Here is a 16,315-nt window from a genome sequence, read left to right as displayed (position 1 = left end):
AGTGACAACGTATTGGGTGCTGGCGGGATGCCAGAGTGAAGCGCGTATGACTGAAAAGGGTAGGAAACATGTCCGGGGTCGATTTTAAGAGCAAATTCAATTTCCAACGGCCTTTCAGTCCTCCGATTGAGGCTCGTGATGAATATGACGTGGTACGCCAGTTTGAAAGCGATCGTGGGCGTATTATCAATTCGGCAGCTATCCGCCGGTTGCAGCAAAAAACTCAGGTCTTCCCTCTGGAGAAAAACGCGGCGGTACGCAGCCGGTTAACCCACTCACTTGAGGTCCAGCAGGTCGGTCGTCATATTGCCAAAGAGATTTTGCATCGCTTGCGCAAGCAAGGAAAACTCGACGAACTCGGCTTAAGCGACTTCACCGATCCCTTCGAAAGCGTAGTAGAAATGGCCTGCCTGATGCATGACATCGGCAACCCACCGTTCGGTCATTTTGGCGAATCTGCGATCAACAACTGGTTCGCGAAACGGATGGATATCGCCAGCTGTGGGGCGGTGCCGCAGAGCACCGACAGTTGCACTTTCACCTTTCTGCGTTTGCTGGAAGGTGAGGATCAATTGAACGTGTTACGCAGTAAAATCCGTCATGATTTATGCAATTTCGACGGTAATGCGCAGGCTATCCGGTTAGTCTTTACTCTCCTCAAACTGAATCTGACTTTCTCGCAAACCGCCTGTATTTTGAAATATACTCGTCCGGCTTATTGGGCTGCGGCGATGCCGGAAAATCTTGATTATTTGATGAAAAAACCCGGCTTCTATCTGGCGGAAGAACTTTTTATTAAGCGGTTGCGGGAAACGTTGGATATGGGCGAATTTAGTCGCTTTCCGCTGACCTATATTATGGAAGCGGCGGATGATATCTCTTATTGCATTGCCGATTTGGAAGATGCCGTTGAGAAGAATATTTTCAGCGTAGAGCAACTGTTTGACCATCTCGAGCATGAGTGGGGCGAGGAGATTAAAGGTGACTGGTTCGAAGAAGTCGTGCGCACGGCCTACCAGAAAATGAATAAGGCGAAAACTTTCCGTGATCCGGTAGATTATTTCTTCCTGGAATTACGTGTACAAACTGTTAAGCATCTTGTACCACATGCTGCGATTCGTTTTATCGATAATCTCCCGGCTATATTTGCAGGCACTTTTAATCAGGCATTACTGGAAGATGTCAGTCAGGCTAATAGATTGTTAAAAATATATAAAAGCGTGGCGTTTAAACATGTTTTTAATCATCACGAAGTTGAACAGCTGGAATTACAGGGTTATCGGGTGATCAGTGGATTACTGGATATTTACAGTCCAATTCTTGATATGCCTTTACAGGAATTTCGTCAACTGGTTGATGATGATACTCACCGCCGATATCCGATTGAAACCCGACTCTTTCACAAGCTATCGGCCAAACACCGGTTGGCCTACAATGAGGCTGTAGCCCACCTCCGCCAGCAGCCTGAAAATCAGCAGCAGATTGGTGAGCTTTATTATCGGGCGCGCATGATTCAGGATTACATCAGTGGCATGACAGATCTTTACGCTTATGACGAGTACCGCCGCCTGATGGCTGCTGAATAATATATCCGTCATACTTCAAGCAGCCGCTTTGTTGGCTAAGTTATTCGGCCCGTCCATGGGCCTCATCCCTGAAAGGGCCGCTGCTAGCCGTGTTCAAATCTGCTCCAGGCAGATTTGTCATTTCCCCCGGCGATAGGATTGACTATGTTCCTGCGGATTCATTCAATTACTGCGGTGCTGCAACTCGAATTATTTAGGTTATCTCTCTTTAATAATATGAAATGGAAATGATATTAACTTCATTGACTCATATGGTTAAAAAGTAGACTTTTGTAAATAACCTCAATATTTTTTTACCATTGTCATTTCGACCAAAATGAACTTCAGGTTTTTAATAATATCTCAGTACTACGACTACCAAGCAGGGCGACCGACTACGGTTGCCAAGTATAATTTTAAAAACTCATTAAAGAGATCACGACTGATGAAAAAATCTACTCTATTCCTGAGCGCATTAGCGTTAAGTATTGGTATGGCTGTGGCCCCTGTTTCATCGGCGTTTGCCGCAGAAACGGCGTCTTCAAGTTCAACGCAAGTTCCCAGTCTGGCACCTATGCTGGAAAAAGTGATGCCTTCCGTGGTCAGTGTGAACGTTGAAGGCAGTGCGGATGTGAAAACGCCACGCATGGGCCAGCAGTTCCAGCAATTCTTTGGTCAGAATTCGCCGCTGTGTCAGGACGGTTCGCCGTTCCAGGGCTCTCCAGTTTGTCAGGGCCAGGACGGAGCGCAGCAGGCGCCTCAGCAGCAGAAAGAAGATTTCCGTGCATTGGGTTCTGGCGTGATCATCGACGCGGATAAAGGCTATGTGGTAACGAACAACCACGTGGTAGATAACGCCACCAAAATCACGGTGCAACTGAACGATGGCCGTAAATTTGATGCCAAAGTGATCGGTAAAGATCCTCGCTCAGATATTGCGGTTATTCAGCTGATTGGCGCGAAAAATCTGACTGCGATTAAAATCGCTGACTCAGAACAACTGCGTGTTGGTGACTACACTGTCGCTATCGGCAACCCGTATGGTTTAGGCGAAACGGCCACATCCGGTATCGTTTCAGCGTTGGGACGCAGCGGGCTGAATATCGAAAACTACGAAAACTTTATCCAGACTGATGCCGCCATTAACCGGGGTAACTCTGGTGGTGCGCTGGTGAATTTAAACGGTGAGCTCATTGGTTTGAACACGGCGATCCTCGCGCCGGACGGCGGTAACATCGGTATCGGTTTTGCGATCCCAAGTAACATGGTGAAAAATCTGTCCAAACAGATGATCGAATTCGGTCAGGTGAAACGCGGTGAGTTAGGCATTATGGGTACCGAGCTGAACTCTGAATTGGCGAAAGCCATGAAGGTCGATGCGCAGCGCGGTGCCTTCATTAGCCAGGTTATGCCGAAGTCTGCTGCTGCAAAAGCAGGGATCAAAGCCGGTGACGTTATTCTGAGCATGAACGGTAAACCTATCAGTAGCTTCGCGTCCTTCCGCGCTGATATTGGTACATTGCCAATTGGCACTAAAGTATCGCTGGGTCTGCTGCGCGATGGTAAACCGCTTAATGTGGATGTGACGATTGAGCAGAGTACGCAAACGGCGAAAGTCGATTCCGGCAATATTTATACCGGCATCGAAGGTGCTGAACTGAGCAATGGTCAGGCTGGCACGCAGAAAGGTGTGAAAGTGGATGCCGTTAAGCCAGGCAGTGCTGCAGCACGCATCGGCCTGAAAAAGGATGACGTGATCCTCGGCATTAACCAGCAGAAAATCACCAATTTGGGCGAACTGCGGAAGATCCTCGACAGTAAGCCTTCGGTGCTGGCGCTGGATATCCAACGTGGTGACACCTCTATCTACCTGTTAGCGCAGTAATTTCTCTCGGCGGCAGCCGTATATCACTCAGGCACGCTTCGGCGTGCCTTTTTTATCTGTGGCGACCAATACGGTGAAGCAAAACTGTGACTCTACCTGCAACTCCTGCGGGCTCTTTGACGCTTTGGGCATTTGCATAATGTTTGACGCAGCGCCGCTGAGTATGCTGTTCGATCATTGATCACATGGCAGGAGCAGCAGTTCATGGCAGCGTACCATCTTGATGCAAAACTGGCGCAGAAAATCGTAGCCCGCACGATGCAAATTATTGATAGTAATGTGAATGTTATGGATTCGCGAGGCAGGATCATCGGCAGCGGTGACGATCAGCGTCTTGGGGAATTGCACGAAGGGGCGCTACTGGCGATATCGCAGAAGCGAATTGTTGATATTGACGACGGCGTAGCCCGGCATCTGCACGGGGTTCGGCCAGGCATTAATTTGCCGCTGCGTATTGATGGTGACATTGTCGGTGTGATTGGCCTGACGGGCAACCCGATGCAGCTACGTCAGTATGGCGAGCTGGTGTGCATGACGGCAGAAATGATGCTCGAACAGGCACGCTTGCTGAATATGCTAGCGCAGGACAGCCGGCTGCGGGAAGAGCTGGTGCTGAATCTGATCCGCGTTGATACCCTTTCCCCCGCGCTAAACGAGTGGGCGCAGCGTCTCGGCATTGATCTGAATAAACCACGCATTGCGGCCGTGGTGGAAGTCGATAGCGGCCAACTGGGCGTTGACAGCGCTATGGAGGAACTTCAGCAGTTGCAAACTCTGCTGACCACGCCGGAGCGAGATAATTTGATCGCCATCGTGTCGTTGACGGAAATGGTGGTGCTCAAACCTGCGCTGAACAACTTCGAACGATGGGATCCGGAAGCGCATCGCCAGCGGATCGAACATTTTTTATCGCGCATGACGGAAACGGGCCGTTTACGTATCCGCATTTCTCTTGGCAACTACTTTACCGGTCCAGGTAGTATTGCGCGCTCTTACCGCACGGCACGAACCACGATGAGCGTTGGCAAACAGCGGATGCCGGAACAACGCAGTTATTGTTATCAGGATCTCGTCCTGCCTGTGCTGCTCGATAGCCTGCGCGGTGGCTGGCAAGCCGATGAACTGGCACGCCCGTTGGCACGGTTGAAATCAATGGATAGCAATGGCCTGCTGCGGCGCACGCTCTCCTCGTGGTTCAATAATAACGTTCACCCCACCGCGACCTCGAAAGCGCTCTACATTCACCGTAACACCCTGGAATATCGTCTGAACCGCATCTCGGAACTCACCGGGCTGAATCTGGGTAATTTTGACGATCGCCTGCTGCTCTACGTCGCCTTACAGTTGGACAATGATCGTTGAGATAAAATTCGTCGGGATCACATTCCTGGGGCATTTCGTGAGCTGTTTCGCATTGCTCTGTGCATCCGCCATAAGAAAACTGTAATTCTGAATTTATGCTTGTTGGTTTGCCTAATGAGTCGCCATGGGGTTGTTCATATACTCGATCTGACTTTTCCCCCACTCCCTCTGAACCCTACATGTTCTGTGAAGGAGTGAATTTTGCCTGGCGAGTTATTCTGGAGAACACCATGGATACATTAAGCACAGCGGCGAGCGTCACACATAAAAGAACTAACGCCCGCTACTGGATAGTGGTGATGTTATTTATCGTCACCTCCTTCAACTACGGCGACCGCGCGACGCTGTCGATTGTCGGTTCCGCGATGTCCAAAGATATCGGCCTTGATTCAGTCGGTTTGGGCTATATCTTCTCGGCTTTTTCGTGGGCCTACGTCATTGGGCAAATTCCCGGTGGCTGGCTGCTGGATAAGTTCGGTTCGAAGAGAGTCTATTTCTACAGCATCTTCATCTGGTCGCTGTTCACGCTGTTACAGGGCTTTGTGGATGTCTTCAGCGGCTTTGGCATTGTGGTGTCGTTGTTTGCCCTGCGCTTTTTGGTAGGGCTGGCTGAAGCACCGTCGTTCCCTGGCAACAGCCGAATCGTTGCGGCTTGGTTCCCGGCGCAAGAGCGTGGAACCGCGGTATCAATTTTTAACTCAGCCCAGTACTTCGCGACGGTGATCTTCGCACCAATCATGGGCTGGCTGACGCAGGCTGTCGGTTGGTCGCACGTGTTCTTCTTTATGGGCGGACTTGGGATCATCCTCAGCTTTGTCTGGCTGAAAGTGATCCATGATCCGAAAGATCATCCGGGTGTGAATCAGGCTGAACTCGACTATATGGAAGCCGGTGGTGCACTGATCAATATGGATCAGAAAAGCACTAAAAAAATCAGCACCAAAGGCGAAAAGTTTTTCCAGGTTAAGCAGTTATTGAAATCACGCATGATGATTGGTGTGTATCTCGGGCAGTACTGCATTAACGCCATCACCTATTTCTTTATCACGTGGTTCCCGGTGTATCTGGTGCAGGCGCGTGGTATGTCGATCCTCAAAGCGGGTATGGTGGCGTCGGTTCCGGCGATTTGCGGTTTTCTCGGCGGCATACTCGGCGGTGTTATTTCCGATTACTTGATGCGCAGAACCAACAATCTGACGTTTGCCCGTAAAGCGCCAATTGTTATCGGTATGCTGCTTTCCATTTCGATGGTGGCCTGCAACTACGTGGACAGCGAATGGATGGTGGTCGGCGTTATGGCTTTCGCTTTCTTCGGCAAGGGCTTGGGTGCGCTGGGTTGGGCAGTCATGGCAGATACCGCGCCAAAAGAGATCAGTGGCCTGAGCGGTGGCTTGTTCAATATGTTCGGTAACATTTCCGGCATCATCACGCCTATTGCCATCGGTTACATCATCGGCACGACCGGTTCTTTCAACGGCGCGCTGGTTTATGTCGGTATCCACGCCTTGCTGGCGGTGGTCAGCTATCTATTTATTGTGGGTAAAATCGAGCGTATTCAACTGCGTCCTTTCGTCAGCCCTGAGGCATCAGGAAGAAAATGAAGATAAACACACAACACTCTCCAATTATTACCGACATGCAGGTGATCCCTGTCGCTGGCCACGACAGTATGCTGATGAACATTGGTGGTGCGCACGGCGCGTATTTCACCCGTAATATCGTGATTCTGAAAGACAGCGCCGGACATACCGGCGTTGGTGAGGCACCGGGCGGTGAGGTGATTTACAACACACTGTGCGAGGCTATCCCGCAGGTTAAAGGCCAGGAAGTGGCGCGTATGAACCGGCTTGTGCATCAGATTCATACCGGTAATCAGTCCTCTGATTTTGACTCATTTGGCAAAGGTGCCTGGACTTTCGAACTGCGTGTAAATGCTGTAGCGGCGCTGGAAGCTGCACTGCTTGACCTGCTGGGTCAGTTCCTCGGCGTACCGGTATGCGAGCTGCTCGGGCCGGGTAAACAGCGCGATGAAGTGACGGTCCTCGGTTATCTGTTTTACATCGGTGATCGGCAAAAAACTGATTTGCCTTATCTCGACGGCACTCAACAACGAGGACACGACTGGTATCGCCTGCGCCATCAGGAAGCGATGAGCAGCGACGCCATTGTCCAGTTAGCTGAAGCGGCACAGGATCGCTACGGTTTTAAAGACTTCAAATTGAAAGGCGGAGTACTGCCGGGCGAAAAAGAGATTGAGGCAGTATGCGAACTGGCTAAACGCTTCCCCGAGGCGCGTATTACGGTCGATCCCAACGGGGCATGGCTGCTGGATGAAGCTATCGGCCTCTGCAAAAACATGCAAGGGATCCTCAGCTATGCGGAGGATCCGTGCGGTGCTGAACAGGGATTCTCCGGACGCGAAGTCATGGCCGAGTTCCGCCGCGCGACCGGTTTGCCAGTCGCCACTAATATGATCGCCACTAACTGGCGCGAAATGCAGCACGCGGTGATGTTGCAGGCGGTGGATATTCCGCTGGCCGATCCGCATTTCTGGACCATGCATGGTGCGGTCCGTGTCGCACAACTTTGTGACGACTGGGGCCTGACCTGGGGTTGTCACTCCAATAACCACTTTGATATTTCGCTGGCGATGTTCACTCACGTTGGTGCTGCGGCACCGGGTAAACCGACAGCGATCGATACGCACTGGATCTGGCAAGAGGGCAATCAACGCTTGACCAAAGAACCCTTGCAGATTGTTAACGGTAAAATCAAAGTGCCTGAAAAACCGGGGCTGGGTGTCGAAATCGACATGGATAGGATCCATCAGGCGCACGAGTTATACCAAAAACTGCCCGGCGGCTCGCGCAATGATGCTGCCGCGATGCAATACCTGATCCCCGGCTGGACTTTTGATCGCAAACGCCCGGCGCTTGGACGCTGACGTTTACCACTCTCTACGGCTTTTGATAAGGACATAATATGACCACCTCTTCTACCCCCAAAATTGTCTCCATGCAGGTGATCCCGGTTGCCGGTCACGACAGTATGCTGCTTAATCTCAGCGGGGCGCACGCGCCTTACTTCACCCGCAATATCCTGATCCTCACCGATAACAGCGGTAACACCGGCGTCGGAGAAGTGCCGGGCGGCGAGAAAATCCGCCATACGCTGGAGGACGCACAACCTCTGGTGGTGGGTAAAACGCTGGGTGAATACAAAAATATCATGAGCGCCGTGCGTGACCAGTTTGCCGATCGCGACGCCGCTGGGCGCGGGTTACAGACCTTTGACCTGCGCACTACCATTCATGTTGTGACCGCCATTGAAGCGGCAATGCTGGACCTGCTCGGGCAGTACCTTCATGTCAGTGTGGCTTCTCTGCTCGGCGACGGCCAGCAGCGCGACGAAGTCGAAATGCTCGGTTATCTGTTCTACATCGGCGACCGCAATAAAACGGATTTGCCGTACCAGAATCAGTCCAGCGAGCGTTGCGACTGGTACCGCCTGCGCCATGAAACAGCGCTGGACGCCGACAGCATTGTGCGGTTGGCCGAAGCTTCCTACGAAAAGTATGGTTTCAACGATTTTAAACTGAAAGGCGGCGTACTGCGGGGTAGCGAAGAGGCTGAAGCGGTTACGGCACTTTCGAAACGCTTCCCACAGGCACGCATTACGCTGGATCCGAACGGCGCATGGTCACTCAACGAAGCCATCGGCCTGGGCAAACAGCTGCGCGGTGTGCTGGCCTATGCGGAGGATCCTTGTGGTGCAGAGCAGGGCTTTTCCGGTCGCGAAGTGATGGCTGAATTCCGTCAGGCTACCGGTATGCCGACTGCCACTAATATGATTGCGACCGACTGGCGGCAGATGGGCCACACCATCCAGTTGAAATCCGTAGATATCCCGCTGGCGGATCCCCATTTCTGGACCATGCAGGGATCCGTTCGCGTTGCACAGATGTGCCACGAATGGGGTCTGACCTGGGGTTCTCATTCCAACAACCACTTCGACATTTCACTGGCGATGTTTACTCATGTCGCCGCGGCTGCACCGGGCAAAATCACCGCGATTGACACTCACTGGATCTGGCAGGAGGGAAATCAGCGCCTGACCCAAGAGCCGTTGCAGATTAAGGGCGGTAAGGTCAAAGTTCCTGAAAGACCGGGCCTTGGCGTCGAACTGGATATGGACCAGGTAATGAAGGCCCACGCGTTGTACAAGAACATGGGATTGGGGGCGCGGGATGATGCAATGGGTATGCAATTCCTGATTCCGGACTGGAAGTTTGATCCAAAGAAACCGTGTCTTGTTCGCTAACCGCTTTTGAGCTTTTGGAAAAGCTGGGCAAAACTTTAGCTTCAATTTCAACTTCAACTTCAACTTCAACTTCAAAACCGTGGGCATCGGCCCACACCGACCAGAGGGCGGCCAGTCGCCGCCGCCCTCTGGACTCCCGGGCTTTTCCATGGAACATCAGCAGCTACGCTGGTCACAATGGCCGTGTTTCAGGTACCAAAGTGATAGCCGCAAAATGCCGCCGCTTAGGCGGGCCCCTCACTGCGGGTTTCAACCCGCGCAAAAAGCCGCGCGGTTTTGCACCTCTTGTTCGGCGTCATTTTTGAATGCGGCCCGGACTTTTTTAAAAGACAAAACATAGAGCAGGTTTTTGAATTCGGTTTTGAATTTTAGGTTTTGAATTTAAAGAAGCTTCGGCCGCGTTCAAAAATGTCACCGGCAAGTCGGTGGCGAGACAACGTCTTTACCGTTGGCTCAAACCCGCAGCCGGGAATCGCGGAGCGATGACATTTTGCGGCTGTAACAGAAATACCTGAAACACGGCCATCCCGATTCAGCGATAGCGCGCAGTTAAAAAAGCTCGGATTGTTAAGGCCCGAGCGACTGCGGGCCTTAACGCGGGTTTGGGCGGCAGCCCAAGGTCTTGAAGTTGAATTTAAAAGCGGAATTCGGGCCGCCACCCGATTAAGTGACCGGTGCCGGATTGAACACCGCCAGGGCATTATGAATCCCCCATTGATCTGACCAGGTTTTCTTGCGGCCGCTGGCGATGTCCAGAATGAGGTGGAACAGTTCCCAGCCGACATCCTCGATGGTGGCGTCACCGGTAGCGATAGTGCCGGCATTGATGTCCATCAAATCAAACCAGCGGTTTGCCAGTGCGGTGCGCGTTGCCATTTTTATCACCGGCACGGCTACCAGACCATAAGGTGTGCCGCGTCCGGTAGTGAAAACCTGAATCGTGATGCCTGAGGCCAGCTGTTGGGTGCCGCAGACAAAATCACTGGCCGGTGTGGCGGCATAAATTAGCCCTTTTTGGGTCGGACGCTGGCCGGGGGAGAGCACTTCAACAATCGCGCTGGTGCCGGATTTCGCAATAGATCCGAGCGCTTTTTCTACCACGTTGGCCAGCCCGCCTTTCTTATTGCCTGGCGAAGGGTTGGCGCTACGGTCGGTCTGCCCCAATGACAGATAGTTGTCGTACCACGTCATCTCTTCGAGCAGGCGCTTGCCGATGCTTTCATCGGCCGCACGCGGTGTGAGCAGATGAATGGCATCGCGGACTTCAGTCACTTCCGAGAACATTACCGTGGCGCCGCAGCGCACCAGCAGATCGGACGCATAACCCACCGCTGGGTTAGCGGTGACACCGGAGAAAGCATCGCTGCCACCACACTGAGTACCGACCACTAAATCTGACACCGGACAGGTTTCCCGCTGTCGACGGTTAAGTCGCTCAAGATGATGGCGGGCCACGTTCAGGATATCGTCGACCATCGACTGAAAGCCAACGTGCTGTTCGTCTTGCAAGCGCACAATGCGCACGTCGTCGAGCGAAATAGATTGAACATCCGGCGTGCCTTCCAGCAGGCGTTCGGGCTGCAGCTTTTCACAACCGAGGCCAACGACCATCACTTCACCGCCGAAATTTGGATTGAGCGCCAGATTGTGAATAGTTCGGATGGGCACTATTGCCGCTGGCGCGTTGATGGCTACACCGCAGCCGTAGAGGTGGTTCAGACCGACCACGCCATCGACATTGGGATAGTGCGACAGCAGGTCACGTTCAACAATTTTGACCACGTGATCAACCACGCCAGCCACGCACTGCACGCTGGTGGTGATGGCTAGCAAATTCTTGGTGCCAACGCTGCCGTCTGCGTTGCGGTAACCCTCAAAGGTATAGCCTTCGAGCGGCGGTAGCGCTGCAGGCACGCGGGTAGCGAGTGGTAATGTGTCGAGTGGCGGTGCGACCGGAAGCTCCACCAGAGACTCGTCGATCCAACTGCCGCGGGCGATATCTCGCAGAGCATAGCCGATGACTTCGCCATAACGAATGATATCGCCGCCTTTGGCTATCGGCATCAGTGCCACTTTGTGGCCTTGCGGGATGTGCTCTATTAATTCAAGGCCGCATGCGAACCGGGTTCCTGCCGCTAATCCGTTGTCATTCACAATAATCGCGACGTTGTCGCTGGCATGAACTTTAATAAATAGCGCTTCAGTGGCTTGTTCTTTTGGACGTGACATAACTGTCTCCGCAGAGGAATAGTATTGCTGCACATTAATCTGTCTATTCTACGTCGATCGCGTGATCGCGTTCATCGGGCATATGACTAGTTTCTCTCGTCTTTACGCATCTTGATTGGGGCGGTTGACACAGGCTTTGTGACATTTATCACGGTCTGTTTGGTACGGATAAACCGCCACGAATGATTTGTGATTCCTCTCTCATATCGATGGGTAAACGCCACGAAAAAGCTTTTTCTGCGCACAGAATATTGGGCTTATGCCCAATGCCATTTGAGGGGCATATTTTTATACTGTTTTACCATCTCAGTGGGCGTGAATGAGGGTGTGCTGTTTGCCGCCGTCGGTTAAATCCGCTCCCTTTATACATCCGAGGTACCGAGGTAACTATGAGTGATCAACTGATTCCAAACCGTTTCCGTCAGAACTTATTACAAGGTAAAACCCTGATTGGCTGCTGGGCCGCCATCGGCAGCGCTTATGCGACCGAAGTGCTGGGCTTGGCGGGGTTTGATTGGGTGTTACTGGATGGGGAGCATGCGCCCAATGACATCACGACCTTTGTTCCGCAACTGATGGCGCTGAAGGGCAGCAGAAGTGCGCCCGTGGTCCGCCCACCGTGTAATGAGCCCGTCGTGATTAAACGCCTGCTGGATATCGGCTTCTACAACTTCTTGATCCCATTTGTGGAAACACAGCAACAGGCTGAACTGGCCGTTGCTGCCACCCGCTATCCGCCCGCCGGGATCCGTGGTGTGTCGGTGTCGCATCGCAGCAACATGTTTGGCACCGTGCCGGATTATTTCACCCAGATTAACGACAATATTACCGTGATGTTACAGATAGAAAGCCAGGCAGGGCTCGACAACCTTGATGCTATTGCGGCCGTTGAGGGCGTGGATGGCATCTTCGTCGGTCCAAGCGATCTGGCCGCTGCGTTGGGACATCTCGGTCAGTCCGGGCATCCGCAGGTGCAGGAAGCTATCCGCCACATTTTTGCCCGAGCCAAAGCACAGGGTAAAGCCAGCGGAATTCTGGCGCCGGTTGAAGCCGATGCTCGTCGTTATCTCGAATGGGGTGCGACCTTTGTCGCCGTTGGCAGTGATTTGGGTATTTACCGCGCCGGAACGCAGGCGCTGTGCGATCGTTTCACCAAATAAACAAAACGAGGTTAGCAGCATGAAAATTGGATTTATTGGTTTAGGTATCATGGGTAAACCCATGAGTAAAAACCTGCTGAAGGCCGGTTATCAACTGGTGGTGCTGGACAATAATCAGACAGCCATGCAGGAGTTGGTTGATGCCGGGGCCAGTCGGGCTGAAACGCCGAAAGCGGTGGCCGAACAGAGTGATGTCATCATTACCATGCTGCCCAATTCACCGCAGGTGAAACAGGTGGTGCTGGGCGAGAATGGGATTATTGAAGGTGCGCGTGCGGGCACCATTGTTATTGATATGAGTTCTATCGCACCGCTGGCGAGCCGCGAAATCAGCCTGGCACTGGCGGAGAAACAAGTTGCGATGCTCGATGCACCCGTCTCCGGCGGAGAACCCAAAGCCATCGACGCGACATTGTCCGTGATGGTAGGCGGCGACAAAGCGGTATTCGAGAAATGCTATGAATTGATGAAAACGATGGCCGGTTCCGTAGTTCATACCGGTGATATCGGGGCGGGTAACGTCACCAAACTGGCGAATCAGGTCATTGTGGCGCTTAACATTGCGGCAATGTCAGAAGCGCTGGTGCTGGCCACCAAGGCCGGTGTTGATCCTAATTTGGTTTTTCAAGCCATTCGCGGTGGGCTGGCGGGCAGCACCGTTTTAGACGCTAAAGCGCCGATGGTGATGGATCGTAATTTCAAACCGGGTTTCCGTATTGACCTGCATATTAAAGACTTAGCCAATGCATTGGACACGTCTCACAGCGTGGGCGCGCAATTGCCACTGACCTCTCTGGTGATGGAAATGATGCAAGCGCTGAAGGCGGATGGGCATGGGCAATCTGACCATAGCGCGATTGCACGCTATTATGAAAGCTTAGCGAAGGTTGAAGTTACCCGATAGTCATGACGGATAACGGCGCAGATAACGCGCCGTTATCCTGTATGACTCAATGAATAAACCCACAGGACGCTTTTCCACAGCGGCGCGTGCAATTGATGAAAATAGTGATCGCACCGGATTCATACAAAGAAAGTTTGTCTGCTTTGGACGTGGCAAAAGCCATTGAAAGTGGATTTCGTGAAATATTTCCTGATGCACAGTACGTCAAACTGCCCGTCGCTGACGGGGGGGAAGGTACGGTTGAAGCCATGGTAGCGGCAACCGGTGGCCGTGTGGTGAAGGCGAACGTTACCGGCCCACTCGGGGAACCCCTCGAGGCATTCTTTGGATTGTCGGGGGATGAGAACGTTGCGTTCATCGAAATGGCGGCAGCCAGTGGGCTTGAAAGCGTTCCCTGTGCTAAACGTAATCCACTGAAAACGACCTCTTTCGGTACCGGTGAATTGATCCGCGCCGCGCTGGATTGCGGCGTGAAACACTGCATTATCGGCATTGGTGGTAGCGCCACCAATGATGGAGGATCCGGCATGGTGCAGGCGCTCGGTGCAAAACTGCTGACGAAAGAGGGCCAGGATATTGGCTACGGTGGCGGAGAACTGGCAAAGCTGGCGAGTATTGATGTCAGTGGGTTGGATCCCCGCATCAAAGCCTGTCGTTTTGAAGTGGCCTGCGATGTGACCAACCCGCTGACCGGTAAAGAAGGCGCTTCGGCAGTCTTCGGCCCGCAGAAAGGAGCCACACCAGAGATGATCGAGCAGCTTGACGGCTATCTCAACCATTATGCTCAGGTGATCCGCCGTGATTTGCTTATTGATGTGGATACCATCCCCGGCAGCGGCGCGGCCGGTGGCATGGGGGCAGCGCTGCATGCATTTTGTGGGGCAGAGTTGCGCCGGGGCATTGAGATTGTCACCGAAGCCCTCGGCCTGGACGCACTGGTGAAAGATGCCACACTGGTGATCACCGGCGAAGGGCGCATCGACAGCCAGAGCATTAATGGTAAGGTGCCCATCGGCGTGGCGCGGGTGGCTAAACGCTACAACAAACCGGTGATTGCTATCGGTGGCAGCCTGACCAAAGATGTCGACGTGGTGTTTGATCACGGTCTGGACGCCGTTTTTAGCGTGCTATACAGCATATGCACGCTGGATGAGGCGCTGGAGAATGCAGCAGAAAATTTACGCAAGACGGCGCGTAACATCGCGGCCACGATCAGGCTGGCGCAAAAATTGTAGGCGTAGTGTGATTTTTTGGTACGGACAAAACCGGCATCCGATGAAAATCTGTGTCGGTTTTTTATTTGTGATCTGTCTCTTTACCCTTACTGGTGTGCTGCGCTAGGTTTGGGATATTGATCGTGCAACCCTATCTAAATGGAGAGCCACCATGTCTGAGCCTGATTTCTCTGAGCCTTATGATTTTTCTGAACTTTATGATTTATCCTCGTTGTATGATTTTTCATCCCAGCCGGTAAATACCCAGACCAAAGGCCTCGGAGTGCTGCCTGCCGAAGCCTGCATGGCGGATATCGGTGAGCAAGGCTGGAACATTCTGCGTGAAGAGGTCAGTCTGCCGGTCGCCGTTTTGCTGGAAGAGCGTATTGAACATAACTTGTCGTGGATGCGCGAGTTTATCGGCCGCTATGATCTCAAGCTGGCACCTCATGGCAAAACCACCATGAGCCCAGAGCTTTATCAGTTACAACTGGATTACGGTGCCTGGGGCATTACGCTGGCCACTGCACCGCAGGTTAATGTGGCGTTCCAACACGGTGTGCGTCGGGTGATTATGGCGAATCAACTGGTCGGTAAAGCCAATATGTCGTTGATTGCCGGACTGCTCTCACGCGATAGTGAATTCAATTTCACGTGTATCGTAGATTCCGCTGCTAACGTTGATGCGCTGGGCGAATTCTTCGCTGGGTGCGGGCAAAAACTGCGCGTTTTGCTCGAATATGGCGTAACCGGCGGGCGAACCGGTGTACGTAATGCAGAACAGGAACAGCAGGTACTTGATGCAGTACAACGCTGGCCACAGTCGATTTCGCTGGTTGGCGTGGAGATCTATGAAGGCGTGATTGACGAAGAAGCGCCGATTCGCGCCTTCTTGCAACACGTTATGCGTCGGACTGAAGCGTTGGCGCTGGCTGGGCTGTTTGCTGAGCCGGAGGTGATTCTGACCGGGGCGGGGTCGGCGTGGTACGACGTGGTGGCCGAAGAGTTCAGCCGCGAAAACCAACACCTCGATGCTGCACAACACGTCGTACTTGAGGTCATATTGCGTTCCGGATGTTACCTGACGCACGATGCAGGAGTGTATGAAAAAGCCAATCAACGTATTCAGACGCATAATCCTGTTGCGCGGGAAATGAACAGTAGCCTGCAACCCGCCTTGCAAGTCTGGGCTTATGTACAGTCTTTACCCGAACCTGGCCGGGCGATTATTGGTCTGGGAAAACGTGATGCCGGAGGTGACGCAGGCTTCCCGGTTGTGGCCGGGCATTTCCGCCCCGCAACTGCCCGTTCGGCAGGCTATACCACGGTGGTTACTGCGCCAAAAACGTGGGCAATCGTCAAAATGATGGACCAGCACGCTTTTATGTCGCTGCCACCACAGGCGGATATTCAGGTGGGCGATATGCTGCTATTTGATATTTCACATCCGTGCCTGACCTTTGATAAATGGCGGCAGCTATTACGGGTAAACGAGCAGTGGGACGTGACCGGCGCAGTGACCACTTGGTTCTGAACGGTCAACTCGGGCCAGATAAAAAATTGGCCCAATGATTCTATCTCTATGTCATGCGGCCCATGCATGATTTCATACGATCAGTGTTGATTAAGCGTGAAAATACTTTCCGTCAGTGGGATTCCAGACAAACCTTACCCGG

At 52.7% G+C, this 16,315-nt stretch carries 11 protein-coding genes; 10 read left to right on the top strand and 1 reads right to left on the bottom strand.

Annotated elements, in window-relative coordinates:
* Nucleotides 1-68: 68 nt before the first annotated feature.
* The 6 genes from dgt (at nt 69) to gudD (ending at nt 9,132) form a co-directional block, all read left to right on the top strand.
* Complete coding sequence (gene dgt / locus IEV89_RS10805) at nt 69-1,586, top strand: dGTPase (protein ID WP_188473422.1); 1,518 nt, start codon at nt 69-71, stop codon at nt 1,584-1,586.
* A 424-nt stretch (nt 1,587-2,010) separates the two neighbouring features.
* On the top strand, nt 2,011-3,450 hold the full coding sequence (degP, locus tag IEV89_RS10800) for a serine endoprotease DegP (protein WP_188473420.1): 1,440 nt from the start codon (nt 2,011-2,013) through the stop codon (nt 3,448-3,450).
* 204 nt (nt 3,451-3,654) lie between these two features.
* Entirely contained in the window at nt 3,655-4,812 is a 1,158-nt protein-coding gene (locus IEV89_RS10795; RefSeq protein WP_188473418.1) for a CdaR family transcriptional regulator, read from the top strand.
* A gap of 230 nt (nt 4,813-5,042) precedes the next feature.
* Nucleotides 5,043-6,413, top strand: a complete 1,371-nt coding sequence (locus tag IEV89_RS10790) for an MFS transporter (RefSeq protein WP_188473416.1) — start codon at nt 5,043-5,045, stop codon at nt 6,411-6,413.
* The gene (locus tag IEV89_RS10785) at nt 6,410-7,756 is read left to right on the top strand and encodes an enolase C-terminal domain-like protein (RefSeq protein ID WP_188473414.1); all 1,347 of its coding nucleotides are present in this window, start codon (nt 6,410-6,412) and stop codon (nt 7,754-7,756) included. Before IEV89_RS10790 ends, IEV89_RS10785 begins: the two co-directional genes overlap by 4 nt.
* A gap of 38 nt (nt 7,757-7,794) precedes the next feature.
* Nucleotides 7,795-9,132 (top strand): glucarate dehydratase, encoded by a 1,338-nt coding sequence (gene gudD, locus IEV89_RS10780; protein ID WP_188473412.1) that lies wholly within the window; start codon nt 7,795-7,797, stop codon nt 9,130-9,132.
* A 663-nt stretch (nt 9,133-9,795) separates the two neighbouring features.
* Here the strand turns inward: gudD and garD are convergent.
* The gene (gene garD / locus IEV89_RS10775) at nt 9,796-11,361 is read right to left on the bottom strand and encodes a galactarate dehydratase (protein ID WP_188473410.1); all 1,566 of its coding nucleotides are present in this window, start codon (nt 11,359-11,361) and stop codon (nt 9,796-9,798) included.
* A gap of 389 nt (nt 11,362-11,750) precedes the next feature.
* Here garD and garL point away from each other — a divergent pair, with 389 nt between their 5' ends.
* From garL to IEV89_RS10755, 4 genes are all read left to right on the top strand, one after another.
* Nucleotides 11,751-12,521, top strand: a complete 771-nt coding sequence (gene garL / locus IEV89_RS10770) for a 2-dehydro-3-deoxyglucarate aldolase (RefSeq protein WP_188473408.1) — start codon at nt 11,751-11,753, stop codon at nt 12,519-12,521.
* The gene (garR, locus tag IEV89_RS10765; RefSeq protein ID WP_188473406.1) at nt 12,415-13,425 is read left to right on the top strand and encodes a 2-hydroxy-3-oxopropionate reductase; all 1,011 of its coding nucleotides are present in this window, start codon (nt 12,415-12,417) and stop codon (nt 13,423-13,425) included. Before garL ends, garR begins: the two co-directional genes overlap by 107 nt.
* Nucleotides 13,426-13,520: 95 nt before the next feature.
* Entirely contained in the window at nt 13,521-14,660 is a 1,140-nt protein-coding gene (locus IEV89_RS10760) for a glycerate kinase (protein WP_188473404.1), read from the top strand.
* A gap of 151 nt (nt 14,661-14,811) precedes the next feature.
* A complete protein-coding gene (locus tag IEV89_RS10755; RefSeq protein ID WP_188473402.1) occupies nt 14,812-16,173 on the top strand; it encodes an amino acid deaminase in 1,362 nt (453 codons plus the stop codon).
* The last annotated feature ends 142 nt before the right edge of the window (nt 16,174-16,315 follow it).

The sequence above is a fragment of the Hafnia psychrotolerans genome, from assembly GCF_014639435.1.
Taxonomy (GTDB): Bacteria; Pseudomonadota; Gammaproteobacteria; order Enterobacterales; family Enterobacteriaceae; genus Ewingella; species Ewingella psychrotolerans.
This window is presented reverse-complemented; position numbering and strand designations above follow the sequence as displayed.

What these genes read in the sequence shown, in the direction of transcription:
- garD (WP_188473410.1), bottom strand. Translation starts at nt 11,361, where the DNA reads ATGTCACGTCCAAAAGAACAAGCCACTGAAGCGCTATTTATTAAAGTT.
- garL (WP_188473408.1), top strand. Translation starts at nt 11,751, where the DNA reads ATGAGTGATCAACTGATTCCAAACCGTTTCCGTCAGAACTTATTACAA.
- IEV89_RS10795 (WP_188473418.1), top strand. Translation starts at nt 3,655, where the DNA reads ATGGCAGCGTACCATCTTGATGCAAAACTGGCGCAGAAAATCGTAGCC.
- IEV89_RS10760 (WP_188473404.1), top strand. Translation starts at nt 13,521, where the DNA reads ATGAAAATAGTGATCGCACCGGATTCATACAAAGAAAGTTTGTCTGCT.
- garR (WP_188473406.1), top strand. Translation starts at nt 12,415, where the DNA reads ATGCTCGTCGTTATCTCGAATGGGGTGCGACCTTTGTCGCCGTTGGCA.
- IEV89_RS10790 (WP_188473416.1), top strand. Translation starts at nt 5,043, where the DNA reads ATGGATACATTAAGCACAGCGGCGAGCGTCACACATAAAAGAACTAAC.
- gudD (WP_188473412.1), top strand. Translation starts at nt 7,795, where the DNA reads ATGACCACCTCTTCTACCCCCAAAATTGTCTCCATGCAGGTGATCCCG.
- IEV89_RS10755 (WP_188473402.1), top strand. Translation starts at nt 14,812, where the DNA reads ATGTCTGAGCCTGATTTCTCTGAGCCTTATGATTTTTCTGAACTTTAT.
- IEV89_RS10785 (WP_188473414.1), top strand. Translation starts at nt 6,410, where the DNA reads ATGAAGATAAACACACAACACTCTCCAATTATTACCGACATGCAGGTG.
- degP (WP_188473420.1), top strand. Translation starts at nt 2,011, where the DNA reads ATGAAAAAATCTACTCTATTCCTGAGCGCATTAGCGTTAAGTATTGGT.
- dgt (WP_188473422.1), top strand. Translation starts at nt 69, where the DNA reads ATGTCCGGGGTCGATTTTAAGAGCAAATTCAATTTCCAACGGCCTTTC.